The organism is Bradyrhizobium erythrophlei (genome assembly GCF_900129505.1).
Classification (GTDB): domain Bacteria; phylum Pseudomonadota; class Alphaproteobacteria; order Rhizobiales; family Xanthobacteraceae; genus Bradyrhizobium; species Bradyrhizobium erythrophlei_D.
In genome coordinates this window covers 7,381,570-7,394,788 of sequence record NZ_LT670818.1, presented here as the reverse complement: position 1 = coordinate 7,394,788, position 13,219 = coordinate 7,381,570, and the positions used below count along the sequence as shown (strand labels likewise).

Annotated in this window: 11 protein-coding genes and 4 pseudogenes; 5 read left to right on the top strand and 10 right to left on the bottom strand. The window is 59.8% G+C overall.

The genetic code is table 11. The features are described 5' to 3' along the window. Positions 1-298 precede the first annotated feature (298 nt). Positions 299-493, bottom strand: a pseudogene (locus tag B5525_RS46825) (hypothetical protein); the annotation flags it as partial. Between the two features lie 211 nt (positions 494-704). Continuing rightward, positions 705-1,055 (bottom strand): hypothetical protein, encoded by a 351-nt coding sequence (locus tag B5525_RS44850; RefSeq protein WP_154073620.1) that lies wholly within the window; start codon positions 1,053-1,055, stop codon positions 705-707. Positions 1,056-1,662: 607 nt separating this feature from the next. On the opposite strand from B5525_RS44850, the gene B5525_RS34665 reads away from it, so the two are divergent. Then, the gene (locus tag B5525_RS34665; RefSeq protein ID WP_079574187.1) at positions 1,663-2,148 is read left to right on the top strand and encodes a cupin domain-containing protein; all 486 of its coding nucleotides are present in this window, start codon (positions 1,663-1,665) and stop codon (positions 2,146-2,148) included. Positions 2,149-2,234: 86 nt separating this feature from the next. On the opposite strand, the gene B5525_RS34660 is transcribed toward B5525_RS34665, so the two are convergent. After that, the gene (locus B5525_RS34660) at positions 2,235-2,639 is read right to left on the bottom strand and encodes a winged helix-turn-helix transcriptional regulator (RefSeq protein ID WP_079570352.1); all 405 of its coding nucleotides are present in this window, start codon (positions 2,637-2,639) and stop codon (positions 2,235-2,237) included. 131 nt (positions 2,640-2,770) lie between these two features. Here B5525_RS34660 and B5525_RS34655 point away from each other — a divergent pair, with 131 nt between their 5' ends. Both B5525_RS34655 and B5525_RS46820 read left to right on the top strand, forming a co-directional pair. Then, positions 2,771-3,448, top strand: a complete 678-nt coding sequence (locus tag B5525_RS34655) for an FMN-dependent NADH-azoreductase (RefSeq protein WP_079570351.1) — start codon at positions 2,771-2,773, stop codon at positions 3,446-3,448. Between the two features lie 173 nt (positions 3,449-3,621). Then, a pseudogene (locus B5525_RS46820) lies at positions 3,622-3,780 on the top strand (aldo/keto reductase); the annotation flags it as partial. Positions 3,781-3,879: 99 nt separating this feature from the next. On the opposite strand, the pseudogene B5525_RS48040 reads toward B5525_RS46820, so the two are convergent. From B5525_RS48040 to B5525_RS34635, 3 genes and pseudogenes are all read right to left on the bottom strand, one after another. Then, positions 3,880-3,996: pseudogene (locus tag B5525_RS48040) on the bottom strand (winged helix-turn-helix domain-containing protein); the annotation flags it as partial. Between the two features lie 1,580 nt (positions 3,997-5,576). Then, complete coding sequence (locus B5525_RS34640) at positions 5,577-5,966, bottom strand: response regulator transcription factor (protein ID WP_154073619.1); 390 nt, start codon at positions 5,964-5,966, stop codon at positions 5,577-5,579. Between the two features lie 92 nt (positions 5,967-6,058). Further along, positions 6,059-6,726 (bottom strand): annotated as a pseudogene (locus tag B5525_RS34635) (response regulator transcription factor). Positions 6,727-6,804: 78 nt separating this feature from the next. On the opposite strand from B5525_RS34635, the gene B5525_RS34630 reads away from it, so the two are divergent. Further along, entirely contained in the window at positions 6,805-7,341 is a 537-nt protein-coding gene (locus B5525_RS34630; RefSeq protein ID WP_154073618.1) for a hypothetical protein, read from the top strand. 33 nt (positions 7,342-7,374) lie between these two features. Here the strand turns inward: B5525_RS34630 and B5525_RS34625 are convergent, their stop codons facing one another. Next, positions 7,375-7,557: a hypothetical protein gene (locus B5525_RS34625; RefSeq protein WP_079570343.1), complete on the bottom strand. Its 183-nt coding sequence runs from the start codon at positions 7,555-7,557 to the stop codon at positions 7,375-7,377. 42 nt (positions 7,558-7,599) lie between these two features. On the opposite strand from B5525_RS34625, the gene B5525_RS34620 reads away from it, so the two are divergent. Beyond that, positions 7,600-7,794, top strand: coding sequence for a hypothetical protein (locus tag B5525_RS34620; protein ID WP_079570341.1), 195 nt, complete (start codon positions 7,600-7,602; stop codon positions 7,792-7,794). Positions 7,795-8,001: 207 nt separating this feature from the next. Here B5525_RS34620 and B5525_RS34615 read toward each other — a convergent pair whose 3' ends face one another. Genes B5525_RS34615 through B5525_RS34605 form a run of 3 tightly spaced genes read right to left on the bottom strand, consistent with a single transcriptional unit; the run spans position 8,002 to position 12,287 of the window. Beyond that, positions 8,002-9,477 (bottom strand): efflux transporter outer membrane subunit, encoded by a 1,476-nt coding sequence (locus B5525_RS34615; protein ID WP_079570340.1) that lies wholly within the window; start codon positions 9,475-9,477, stop codon positions 8,002-8,004. A 21-nt stretch (positions 9,478-9,498) separates the two neighbouring features. After that, entirely contained in the window at positions 9,499-10,728 is a 1,230-nt protein-coding gene (locus B5525_RS34610) for an HlyD family secretion protein (protein ID WP_244567688.1), read from the bottom strand. Between the two features lie 8 nt (positions 10,729-10,736). Continuing rightward, positions 10,737-12,287 (bottom strand): MFS transporter, encoded by a 1,551-nt coding sequence (locus tag B5525_RS34605; RefSeq protein WP_197687870.1) that lies wholly within the window; start codon positions 12,285-12,287, stop codon positions 10,737-10,739. Positions 12,288-13,219 lie beyond the last annotated feature (932 nt).

Below are 13,219 nucleotides of genomic sequence, written 5' to 3'. Positions count from 1 at the left end.
CGCCGGTCGCGATTGGTACTTAACGGACATGACCAGCCGCGCTGCCGACGCCCGCTCGTGGGGGGCAAAGCGGACTTCGCGGCTGTGTCCGAGGAAAGCAGCTCGATGAGATCATTCATGCGGCAGGTGGCTCGGCGGTGTTCTGTCACCTGATCGGTATTCTTTGGCGGAGCGTTCCTCACTCAATCGTCGACGACCTTATGACGTCGATCCCAGGTGCGCGCGACCTGCGGTCCGATGCGCTTGTCGGATCCGGCGCAATCGCGAGAATCTGCGGTCCGCCCGGTTAGGGACGGGATTACCTGCGAGCGCCGGTGCTGAACGGCGCAGTACCGATTGTCGGCGCACCGGGAGCGGGAGCGCTAGGCCCGGTGTTGCCCCAGGTAGGGATTGCATTTGTGGTGCCCACCGACGGCCAAGTGTACGACCCCACTGACGGAGCGGTGACTGTTCCAACTGAAGATACGGACTGTCCATAAGTTGTTTCGGGTTGCGCCAGGGCGGCCGTGCTCGAGAGAGCAAATGCGGTTGCTAGTGCTATTGTCCTAAGTTTCATGGTTGGTCCTTTCTTGTCATCTTCACATTAGATAGGTACAACCAGACCATCTGCGATCACGCTTGTTTCAATCCGGCGCGAGCGGGGTGATGGCCCCCGACCGCGTTCGCGGGGCCGTTCGATTCGCGATTGCCTATATTCGGGCCAGTTACTGAGTACGCCCCACCGATGTCCTGGTCCCTGACATTCGACCGAGCCGATCGAACCCGCGGAGCCGCTGGCAAGTCCGAAAATCTTTTCGAACGTAGATGATGATTGTCAATGAAGGACCGCTCTTGGCGCAAAGCGGCCGTTCATGCGCCAGGTTGCTACCACGAAGCTTGCTGTCGATCGCCAGATTGAACATGGTTAAGTCGCGAGCGCGGCCTTCGATCTTCAGCGTCGTCCAGGTCGACCAGACGTGCTTGGGTCGTAGCGGCAGCTTTGCCCCGGTCAGCTTGTCCTTGTTCCAAGGCAACCGTTTATGAGGCGTCGGGGTGGCATTCGCTTGGTCCAGCATGGTCACACTCCTCGGTTAGAGAGGAGGGGAGCATGTCCTACTGGTGAAGCATCGTTGACCTGACCGATCTGCTCCGTATGCGTAAGTCGGGTATCTTGGGCCGAGAGGCGCGCGCATAAGAGCATTTTGAAGGATTCATGGCCGTGATCCGAAGCAAGAATATCTCAGTATCTTGGAGCGACGTTAAGACCGCACTCATGGACTTCGATCGCGCGGGCGAGCGCGTCATGGTGCCCGCCGTGAGACCGTTAGGGTCGCTCAGCATGGCCCGAGGCTGCGCCCGGATTGACTCCAGACCCGATACAGCAAAAAATAGGCTCAGCCGATCGCGTCGAGATCCATCACGCCCGGTTACTTGCAGTTATTGGGGTACGAAAAACGTTTCCACACGGCCTGGACCCGAAGGCGACATCAGCTATCGCCCGCGCAACGACAGCTCAATCCTCTCGCGCATGCTGCGCTCTTGCTGGAACATACGATGGAGGGTGGAATTGCGTCGTCGGTTGCTTAATCTTGCGTTGTTGGAAGCTTTAGAATGCGGCAGTCTGGTTCCCAGATGGAAACCAACAATCGGAGGTACAGCAACATGGACACATCGAGGCGGGACATGCTTCTCGCGTCCCTGCTGGCGACACTGCCTGCGATGGTAGTAAGCGAGGCCGAGGCGAGCCCGATCAACTCTGCACAAACCGTCATCCAGCCCCCGGCAGATCACCACTGGGTTTCGAACAAGAACTACCCGGAGCGCAGCGTGGATATGTGTCCGCTGGCAGGCTCACTTACCGAGCCGGGGCTATATCTAACGCTAGTGCGCTGGTGGCCCGGCTACATGAGCGCGCCGCACACCTATATTACTGATCGGTTGTGTGTGGTGATATCCGGCACTTGGTGGTGCAACAGTGGTGACGATTTTGACCCAGCGTCCTGTGTGCCCGTCCCCGCCGGTAGCTTCGTTCGCCGCGTCGCTGGTACACCGCACTACGATGGGGTAATCCGCGACCATGCCGAGCCGGCGATCATCGCAATTTGCGGCATGGGACCGGTTGGCTACAAGCTGGTGGACCCATCGAAGCCGGGGTGGCGGCCGGTGTAGAATCATCCTCGTCTGCATCGGCCTCTCGCTGATGCCCTGTCGATGATCGAAATCTTCCGATCTGGGTGAACCATGCGTCACGCCAATCAGGCAGCTGCCCCATCCTTGCTGCGCTGTTGATCGAAGTTGCGGCGGGTACCTTCGATTGCAGTGCGGTTGGCCTGAGCCCACGCCCAGAGCATATGCAAGGGCACGATCAGCGTTTTTCCGCGTTCGGTCAGCTCATAATCCACCCGTGGTGGATTGGTCGGGTAAACCGTTCGCGTGACAAGGCCATCGCGCTCCAGGCTCTTCAGCGTCAGCGTCAGCATGCGTTGCGAGATACCCTCGACCAGCTTGAAGATCTGGCTGTAACGCATCGGTCCGTGCGCGAGCACGCCGACCACCAGCACGGTCCACTTGTCGCCGATATGCGCCAATATGTCTGCGAACGCGCTGCGCTCCTCGGGGGAGTGGCCCCCTTCGCACACATCGATGTGCGTATCGCTCAAAATAGTGCCTCCTTGTGCAATTTTCGCCAGGATGCATCTTAGAGCAACGAACAAAATGTTCCTAGCGGTTATTCCGTAAGCGGCTCTGACCGATGTAGCTCTCGCACCCACAGGTATCAGGGAGACCAGATATGAAGCTCTTACACATCGATTCCAGCATTTCCGGCGGTCAGTCGGTCAGCCGGCAACTTACGGCGAGTATTGTCGCCCGTCTGAACCAGACCACACCGGGTCTCGAAATCACCTATCGCGATCTGGCGATAGCACCCGTCCCGCACCAGTCGCCCACCATCCTATTCGCCAAGATGAAGGCTCTGTACGAGGCCGGAGCGCTGGCCGGCCACATCGTCGAAATGGTGGCGGCCGCCGTGCAGGGTGGTGCCAAGGTCGATGCATCGACGCAGGCTGCATTTGCCGAAACCAACGTCGTGCTCGACGAGTTCCTCGCGGCCGACATCATCGTGCTCGGCGCTCCGATGTACAATTTCGGGATTCCCAGCCAGTTGAAGGCCTGGATTGATTGCCTTGCCTCGCCCGGCAAGACGTTCAAGTACACCGCGACCGGCGTGGAGGGTCTCGCGGGCGATAAGAAGCTGATCGTCGCCTCGTCCCGCGGTGGATTCTACACCGCCTCGTCTCCGATGGCCTTTATGGATCATCAGGAAACATTCCTGACGAGTTTCTTCGGGTTCATCGGCATCAGCGACGTCGCGTTCGTACGTGCTGAAGGCGTCGGCCTTGGCCCTGAACAGCGCAAGCTCGCACTCGAAACCGCTCTGGCCGACGTCGCGGCACTGAAGGCTGCCTAAAAACGAGGGGCGGCCTGATCGGCCGAGAGACTTCAATCGAAGACTGCTAACCCCTGTGTCGAGAACACGTCATGCCGAATTCATCTTCCCTCGCCATTCCCTTTGCCGGTCGCTCCGAAGCCGAATCCCCAGCGCCGGATCCGGTGTCAGGACCGAGGCCAGCAGCGCCTTTCACAGGCCCGGGCATCTGGGGCGAGCCGGCCGATCGGCCCGAAGCGTTGCGAACGTTGAAGCGGCTGCCCGAACTGGAAGTTAACTTCGTCGATACAGCAGACGCCTACGGCCCCGATGTTTCGGAAGAACTCATTCGCATCGCAGTCGCCGACATTGGCCGCTCTCGGCGGTGAGCCCTGCAAGAACGGAGTCGCGCTCAGAACGAAGCCCTCGCCGCGGACGTTGCGAATCAAGGGGGCCTCGTTTGATCCGTCGACCTTGCGGCGCAACCGGCCCAGATGAACATCGACAAGGTTCGTTTTGGGAACGAATTTATAATGCCATACATCCCTCAAGAGGGTTGCCCGCGTCAGCAATTCGTCACTCCGTTGCATCATGTACTTGAGCAACTGAAACTCGCGCGGCCGCAGATCGATCCGACGATCGCCACGCTTCGCAGTTCGATCGAGCAGATCGAGCTCGATCGGCCCCACGCGGAGCACCGTTTCATTGAGCGGAGCAGGCGGCTGGGCCAAAGGTTCTCCGCTCGACATCAGTGCAACTGTCGCAAGCGGCGTTTTGGGGGGGGGGGCGTTAGTTCGCTGGCAAGAACCGCGCATTCGATCAACCATCTTCTCGAGTGTGCTTGAGAGCAGCGAATGAACATCGACGCCCCGGGAGACGAACTCTGATCGCATTTCTGCCGGTATATCCTGGACGTGGAAACGCACCAGAACGGATAAGCCGTCGATATCGGCCAGAACCTCCGCCGTTTCATACTGCAACCTCGGCGGCAGCCGCGTGCTCCGAACCACGCTATGATGGTCTCTAGATCCGGGTGATGAAGTCAGCAAATGTATTGAGCCCGATCTCGGCTCCGAAATCGCTGAATCAGCGCCGACGAACGCCGTGTCGGTCCGATGGGAGGTGTCAAGGCTGGTGTTATGAGCTCGCATCGTAATGTCCCTTCCTTACTTCGGACTGGCCTCGGTTGGCCGGATTGGTTTATCGCTCAGCAGATCTCGTCGGCGCGCATAAGCGCGGCCCAGATCGAGGGGACGGCCTCCTAGGCTACTCCTGATGCTCTCGACCGATTGTCAAGAAGCACGAATGCGATTTGGCAATGATCGGCGTAGCAATCGTGATTGCAGTAGGCGAGCCGCGTCCCGACTTCTCGGATGTAACCCGCCCCGATCGGCTGATCGCACCTCACACACAAGGATCGCTGGCGGGGTGTCCTTTCATTCACTAGTACAAATCTCATGTGGCGCCTCCTGATGTTCGCTCCGGCTTGCTGCGAAAATCCCAAACTTGGAGAAATTGCCGTGCTGTTTGCCGCAGCCATCGTCAGGCGGCAGCTTGCAGTCGACGTAACCATTTGTGGTCGTCCTCCCGACGGGTCTTGAAGCGTTCTGCGCACTTCTTTGAACAGAGTGCGGTTCGCCAGGAGTAATGCCGGATCAAGCCAAACTTTCCGGCACAGATCACGCAGCGCGTGGCTGCGCCGTTACGAGCATATTGCGGAGTGTTGCACATTATTCCCTCCTCTGGACCTGGCGTGCGGAGTGGTTGGTGCCTGCCTCGTTTGCTGGCTCGTTGACCTGGATCGTAGACATGCCGTCACCTGCAACAGGCGCTTCCGATTGGCAGCGAGACTAAGCTGATGCCGAGCAAGCCTCAATGATACATGGGTAAGAGCCCGATATTGAAAGGGATCGGCAAACTATACGGAGGTTTCGGGTGCCTTTTTTCGATGGCTCGATTGACCGGCGCAATGAGTCGGCCCGCAATGCTGTCATTAGATGCCGAACGAAGCCGATAGTCGCGCCACGCTCTGCATTCACGTTCAATCAAGATAAATGGGGTCAGCTATTCCCACTGGGGCTTTTCTCCGGGGCGACCAAGACACCTGCCGACGGTACTCGAATCCACTCCCGCAGGTAGCAGGTGCGATGCTGCGCCGGCGCTCACCGTCTCAGGTGTCAGTTCTGCCGCGATGTGCTTCCAGCGCGTTGTCGAGGTATTTGATCAAGGTGGGTCCAGCAAAGGGCTTGCACAGGAAGCAAATTGCTCCGGCCTTCAGCGCTCGGGCGCGAACGTTCTCATCGGGAAAGGCCGTAATGAAAATGAATCGCGCACGGTGATCCTGGGCGCGCAGATGGATGAGCAGATCCAAACCGCTCATCGCCGGCATTTGCACATCCGTAACTATGCACGACGCGCCCTGCAGTTGAGGCGACCGTAAGAAGTCCTCGGCCGAGGCAAATGTATGGACGATATACCCGTGCGACGAGAGAAGGTTGTTCGTCGCAGCACGGACGGACGCATCATCGTCAATGACGGCAATGTCAAAAAGCCTTGACAAGACGAACCTTCCAATTGCGGGAACCGAACGCTGTGCTCGTGCCACACAGTTAAGATGAGGCAGCGAGACAAGATTGCAAAATATACATAGGTTTACAAACCAGAGGGCCTCGCACGCCGAATTCCGAGCATCTCCGCTATTCTGATCAAATCGGCCAACGACCTCGCGCCCATTTTCTTCATAATATGACCGCGATAGATCTTCACGGTAATCTCAGCGAGTCCAATCTCGGCTGCTACCTGTTTGTTCATCAGGCCAGAAGTGACCAAGGCCAAAACGTCCCGCTCGCGGGCGGTCAGTGTCTCAAACAGGGCCTGGAGGTTCGCGGTGATCTTCTCAGCCTCGCGCCTCTTCCGATCCCGCTCAATTGCCGCTAACACGGCATCCAGCATGTCTTGATCGCGAAACGGTTTCGTGAGGAAATCGACCGCGCCGCTCTTCATGGCCCTGACGGTCATCGGGATATCCCCATGGCCAGTCATAAAGATGATTGGAATGTGAATGTTCGCTTTGGCTAGTTCGTTTTGAGCGTCCAAGCCGCTCAATCCGGGCAATCTGATGTCGAGGACCAGGCAGCTGGTAACGTCCGGAAACTGTCTTTTCAGTATTTCTGGCGCCGAACCGAACGCCTTGACCTGTAATCAACCGATTGAAAAAGATTGGTGAGCGCCCTGCGCATGGATTCGTCGTCGTCGATGACGAAGACAATCGACTCATTGGCGCGCGCGGGTTCATGCGATGATTTGGGCTGGTAAATCACAACATATCCTCCCGATGCTAAGCAGGACGAATTGGAACGTCGCAGCGCGCCCCAGTGGCCAGAGGTTTGAACGCGCACTTGTGGGAGACCGCGGGTCAGTTCCTGAAAGGGAAGTTGTTGGTCGAATGCGGCGAGTTCGCGCAAGGTCTGCTGGTGTTGTGCGATGCCTTCGAGACGTGCAGCCGGACGGGCTGGCGCCTGACGTATGCGGAGTTCAAGGGTACGCTCGCGTTAGGGCTCGCCGGGACAGGACGGCTCGACGAGGCTCTCGTTGCCCTGGACGACGCGATGGAGGCCGAGGGCGCAGACGGGCACGGGTGGTATGCCCCTGAGTTGCTCCGCATCAAAGGCGAAGTGCTGCTCCTGCAAGCCGCGAATCAGTCCGCCCCGGCAGCCGAAGATCGCTTCAACCAGGCGGCCCAAATGGCTCACGAACAGGGCGCTCTATTTTGGGAGCTACGGGTCGCCGTTAGCGTTGCTCGTTTGAGGGTGAGCCAAGGTCGCCGCCACGAGGCGAGAGCGCCGCTTGCATCGGTTTATGATCGGTTCACCGAAGGTTTTACGACGGCGGATCTGCGGGCCGCCCGCATCTTGCTTGAGGGGTTGCCGCCTTAATGCAGGGCGTTGGGAGAATCGCCGTGAGGAACGTCAGAAAAGGCGCGTAAACTGCAACCGGTATTCGCTAGTGCCATCTTGTATCTCGGACAGCTCGATGTCCGAGAAATGCTGGGTCCACGCGTTTGCGTGTCGGGACGAGTTTCTGAAACAGAATTTAATGGCGCCGGCCGTCTGCAAGCCCATATCAGCTTCAACCGCTTCGGCATTCTTCATGCCGCGATGCGCTCCGTAATCCGTGGACAAGGAAACAGAACCATGAAGAAGAAGCTTGCTATAGTGGCATCGATGGCAGTGCTGATGACGATCTCAGGACAGGCGCTTGCGGAAACGACTGCGCGCTCAGACCGACAAGCCGTCTACGCCTACAATGCTTTCGATCGGCCCGTGGCGACCGACACGGCCGCGACCAATGCGTACAGCTACCACGGTGGACCGAAATATAACGATTGACGTTTGATGCTGCACGTAGGCGCCGGGTCAAACTGAGTCCAAATAGAGTTCAGCATGTTGACGTTCGCGAAACAGGACTCAATCGCGATTGGGACAACGCCTGGCATTGCGCCCAGCGTGCCTTTGTCAATTCCGGCTTTTTACACCGCGTCGATCTAGCTGCCGACTCGAATGGCTAATGTTCCGGGCCCATTTCCCGGTACCTGTCTATGGTGTTCCAGTCGTTTGTCGCGGCGCGCTATCTGCACTATAAGCGACATCTCCGACCTCCCATCCTCCCCCGAGGGCGCGATAAAGATTGACGAGGTCTGTGGCGATCCGCGTGTCGCTGTCGGCAAGATCGATCTCGCTCTGCAGCAACTGGGCTTGGGTGGCGATTACGTTGAGGAAGTCGATCGCACCCTCCGAATAACGTTGCCTGGCGGCCTGCAGAGCGGCGTGATTTTCAGTGACGGACCGCGCCACATCCGCACGCCGGTGCTGCGCTTCGCGATAGGCTGTCATGGCGTCGTCGACCTCCTTCCAGGCCCGCAACACCGTCTTCTGAAAGAAGATGGCCGCTTCCCGTTGTTGCGATTCGCGCAGCGTCAGGACGCCCCGCAATCGCCCTCCCTCGAAGATCGGAATGGAAATCGACGGTCCCACGGCGAAGGCAGTCGACGTCGGGGAAAACAGATTGCTCAGATGCAAGCTTTCCAGGCTGACGGCGCCGTTCAATGTCACGTCAGGGTAGAAGCTCGCCACCGCGACGCCCGTCTGTGCCGTGGCTTCATGCAGGTGCGCCTCGGCTTCGCGAACGTCCGGGCGGCGGCGTACCAGCGCGCCCGGCAGGCCCACCGGAACTCGGCGCGGCACGCGCGGCAGCATCCTGAAGCGGTGCAACTCAGTCTCGAGCGCGCGGGGAGCATCGCCCAAAAGCAGTCCGATAGCGTTGATCAGCTCTGCCTCCTGGATGCGCAGCGGCGGCAGGGTCGCGGCGATGGTGGCCTGCTGAGCCCGGGCTTGCGCGAGGTCGAGCGTGGTGGCGACTCCGCCGCCGAAGCGTGTGTTCACAAGCTCCACGTTCTCATCGGCGAGGCGGAGATTGCGTTTCGCGATCTCAAGCCGGTTCTGCGTTCCGCGCAATTGCATGTAGCTTTGCGCCAGTTCGGCGAGCGCCGCGAGCGCGACGCCATGCCGGTTCTCCACGGTCGCCAGGGTGTTGGCGTCGGCGGCTTCCACGGCCCGCCTCACCCGACCGAACAGGTCCAACTGCCATGAGGACGTCAAGCCATCTTGAAAATGGGCATAGTCTAAGGTCGAGCCAGGCGCAGGTACGAACTCAGAGATCGGGCCATTCGGGCTCACTCGATTATAGGTGCTCGATGACTGCCCATCGATATGCGGCAGTCCTTGAGCGACTGCGACCTGGCGCTGCGCCACGCTCTGGATCACACGTTCCGCTGCGGTCTTGAGATCCAGGTTTTGGGCCGCGAGCCGTTCGACGAGCGAGGAAAGCTTGGAGTCTCGAAAGCTCTTCCACCAAGTCGTATCGATCTTGCCCTCGACCGTCCGGTTGGGCACGTCTACGGTCTCCGGCGCCGTCTGTATTGGCGCTGCGGCAATCTCCGGACTTTGGTAGTCCGGCCCAACGGTACAGGCAGCCAGCCCGATGCCCAACATTGAACCGGAGAGGCGCGCCATGAGAGGCAACGCACGCACCAATCAGCGCCCGGTCACACGATCGCTTGATCTGCGCTGTTCGTCCACGACGTCCTCCAGTCCAGTATGAATGGTGGTCTCGACCGACAGGCCCACGCGCAGTAGCTTAGCCAAAGGTTGCCCGGGCGTCACCACGATCTTTACCGGCAGCCGTTGCACGATCTTGGTAAAATTTCCGGTGGCATTGTTGGGCGCGATCGGTGCAAAGGCGGCACCTGAGGCCGGTGGCACGCTATCCACCGTGCCTTTGAGGTCGACGTCATAGGCGTCCAGATGGATGGTGACGGGCTGGCCGCTGCGGACGTGCAGTAGCGCCACCTCGCGATAGTTCGCCTCGATATAGACTTGGTCGAGCGGAACAACGGTCATCAGTGTCGTACCGGGGCCGACGTAGTTGCCGACCTGTACCGACCGCTCACCCACCATGCCATCGACCGGTGCCCTAATCCGCGTGTAGGACAGATTAAGCCTGGCCTGTTCCAGTTGAGCCTCGTCGGCCCTGACCGCCGCCTCTGCCGCCGATCGCTGGGCCTTCAGCACGTCCAGTTGCCGGCGTGCCGCGTCGAGCGAAGCCTCGGCGCTGTCCAGTGAGGCGTGACCCTGCGAAAGCGTGCTGTCGGCTCGCTGGTGTTCCTGCGTCGTGCCGGCGCCCGTCGCGGCGAGGTTGTCGTAGCGGCGCGCGTCGGCCTGCGCGAAAGCGAGCCTGGCGCGCGCCGATACAACGGCGGCCTGTTGCTCTGCTATGATCGCCGGTTGGCGCGACACGCTCGCCGAGATCTCATCTTGTCGCGATCTGTCGCGCGCGACCGCGGCCTCGGCGGCAGCTACGGCGGTCTGATTGTCGCGCGGGTCGAGAGTTGCGAGCACCTGTCCGGTCTTGACGACGTCGTTGTCGTCAACCGGCACGGTGGCGACCTGACCGGAGATGCGCGGTGCGATCGTGGCGTAATGGACCGTCACATAAGCATCGGCGGTCCGCACGTCCGGGCGTGGCCGGAAAATGATGTAGAGGACTGCCGCGGCGAAGATCACCACGACCAGTCCGGCCAGAACGAGGGGCCAGCGCGGCAGGGGCTTGGGAAACTTATCGACGTCCTGCACCTCGCGGTCCTTCGATCGTCCATCCTCCCGTTGGGATTGATCGTCGTTCTTGCGCGTCGGGGCCGGGTCTGGCCTTTCGTTCCGCTCCGGCTCGGCGGCTCGCATCTCGAGTTCGGCTAGATCCTCTGCCATGCGGGTTCCTACTGCTTTGCAAAGTGGATGCGCGGCGGCATGGTGCGGACCGGCAACGTCATCACCGCGAGCATCAAGAACACGGTCAGGGCCCCGAGAATCAGGAAGGTGTCGCTCGTCGATAAAATCGTTACCTGCTGCTGCACGGCGTGGCCGAAGGCTTCCAGGCTGCCCGGCGCGCGGAGCCGCCCGTCTGGCATCAACGGCGGCGGATACTGGGGCAGCACGCCGTTGCCCTGGATCACCCGCCAGCGGTCCTGGCCAGCCTCATCGACAATGCGGTCGGAATGCAGCGCATCGCGCCAACGATCGATCAGCTCCAGGAACCATGCGCTCGTTGCCTCGGCGGTGGCTCGGGCCGTATTCAACAGCGCCGACGCGAGAGGGCCGTCCGCCGGGCTGATAACGGTGTTGGTGGCCTTCATCAGCAGTGGCATGACCACCATGGGCTGACCGATCGCCTGGAACAGTTGCCATATATAAAATTGATCACGGTTCCAATAGACCGTCACGAAAGACGAACCGATGCAGGATGCCAGAATCAATCCCAGCCCGACCAGGCTGACGACGCGCGAATCCACCCGCCTGTAGTCCAGCAGCAGCGCCATGGCGGGCAGCATCACGAGCTGCAACGCCGCAATCTCCAGCGTGATCAGGTTGGACTGCAGCGGCCGGTACCCCTGGACCTGCTGCAGGAATCGTAAGGGGACGGTGGAGCCGGATTGGCTGATGATCACGAAGAGGAACAGACCGAGCACGCCATAGGCCAGGTTACGCTGGCCGAGCATCTGCAGCTTTAGAATCGGCAAGGGGTGGAACCATTCATTGACGAGCAGCAGCGGGATGGCGATCGCGCTCACCAGAGCCAGGACGCAGATCAGCCGTGAGTTGAACCAGTCCAGCCGGTCTCCCTGATACAGCATGGTGCTCAAGGCGCCGATCCCGATCACCAGCAGCAGCGCGCCGCGCCAGTCCAGCATCCGGAACCGCTCGTATTTCGGCTGGTCCTGGTCCACACAGTACCAGACGAGAACGCCGGCAAGAGAGCAGAGCGGGATGGTCTGCAGGAACGCAAAACGCCAATCCACGACATCCGTCCAAAGTGCTGCCACCGTTGAGGCCAGCGCGGGCGTGAAGGTTGCTGTCAAGGCGTAGACGGCCAAACCGTAAAGCCGGATCTTCGGCGTGAGAATGCGAAAAGCGGTGGCCATCACCAGAGGAATGATCAGGCCCCCCGCGAGCCCCTGAAGCAGCCGCAGAGCGTAGATCGCCTCGATGTTCGGGCTGAACGGGATCAGCACGCTCGAGGCCCCGCACAGCGCGATCGCAAAAAGCGTCCAGCGCCTCAATGTGAAGGTCATCAGCAGCCAGGGCGAGATCGCCATGCCGATGATCTCGGCAGACACATACAGGCTTTCGATCCAGGTTCCGGAATCGTGGCTGATCCCGAGTGCACCGCGGACGTCGATGAGCGCGATGGATGTCACCTGGTCGTTGAATTCGGACGTCATAGCGGCGATCAGGACACCGCTGAGGCCGAGCAGGGGCTTGATATCCACGGTCCCCCAACCCTTTCAGTGAGCTATGATCGCAAGGGCATATTGCACGGGTTCGGCAATCGCCGATGAGCGTGGAGCTGATGTAGGATTCGCAATCCGCCGACACCATTAAATTGAATTTTATTTCAGTGCGGCCGTCTCAGGATGGCGTGCCGCGGATCTGTGGGCCCCACCGCGGGCCGCTTTGGTGATCGACGCAATCGGGCGAGCTTCGACACGCCGATTGGCACAATGCGAAGTGCCGGCTGCGTCGAGGAATCGATCCGGCGGACCACAATCGCGCCGTTACGCCAAATTCCCTCTAGTGACTCGTCATCAAAGGTCGACACCGACCGTTTCGCGCGATAGGAGATGATTGCGGGAGCATCAAGGCTCTGCGAGCTGTGAACAGCTCGGAGGCTTCTGCGCTAAAGAAGAATTTAATGGCGTCAGTGCGGTTGTCTCTTATCTAAAAAACAAGACAACCATGAAACTTACAACAATCGCACGAGCACTTGCATTCGCTCTCCCGAGTTCATTCGCGCTTGCGCGGGTGGAATGCACATTGGAAGTCACGTCACTGGCCCGTTCGTAAGCCTTGGCGGGATGGGACGTATCGCGAGAGATCCCAGGAATATTTCGGGGAATACGTTTAGTCCCTCGGGCACGATCCAAGCGGATCAACACAGACTGGGTCAGCTATGAACCGGACCGCTGGATAAAGAAATGCCCCGCATCTCTGCGGGGCGCTGCCTAAGCCATCTTCTTCGGAAATGTGACCACCTTGGAAAGGTGAAACTCCTTGGGGAGCTTCGCCTCGGAAGGGCTTTCGCGGCACCAATTCGTTCAAAGGTAGACCGAAGGTGCGCATTACATTTTGAATCTCGACGGCCCGCATGCGCGGGGCGCGAACGCAGGAACGGCCGCGCAAAGCGGTCATTCGCTTGAACGAT

Coding starts and splice junctions, on each gene's coding strand:
- B5525_RS44850 (WP_154073620.1), bottom strand. CDS start 1,055: ATGCTGGACCAAGCGAATGCCACCCCGACGCCTCATAAACGGTTGCCT.
- B5525_RS34665 (WP_079574187.1), top strand. CDS start 1,663: ATGCTTCTCGCGTCCCTGCTGGCGACACTGCCTGCGATGGTAGTAAGC.
- B5525_RS34655 (WP_079570351.1), top strand. CDS start 2,771: ATGAAGCTCTTACACATCGATTCCAGCATTTCCGGCGGTCAGTCGGTC.
- B5525_RS34625 (WP_079570343.1), bottom strand. CDS start 7,557: ATGAAGAATGCCGAAGCGGTTGAAGCTGATATGGGCTTGCAGACGGCC.
- B5525_RS34620 (WP_079570341.1), top strand. CDS start 7,600: ATGAAGAAGAAGCTTGCTATAGTGGCATCGATGGCAGTGCTGATGACG.
- B5525_RS34615 (WP_079570340.1), bottom strand. CDS start 9,477: ATGGCGCGCCTCTCCGGTTCAATGTTGGGCATCGGGCTGGCTGCCTGT.
- B5525_RS34610 (WP_244567688.1), bottom strand. CDS start 10,728: ATGGCAGAGGATCTAGCCGAACTCGAGATGCGAGCCGCCGAGCCGGAG.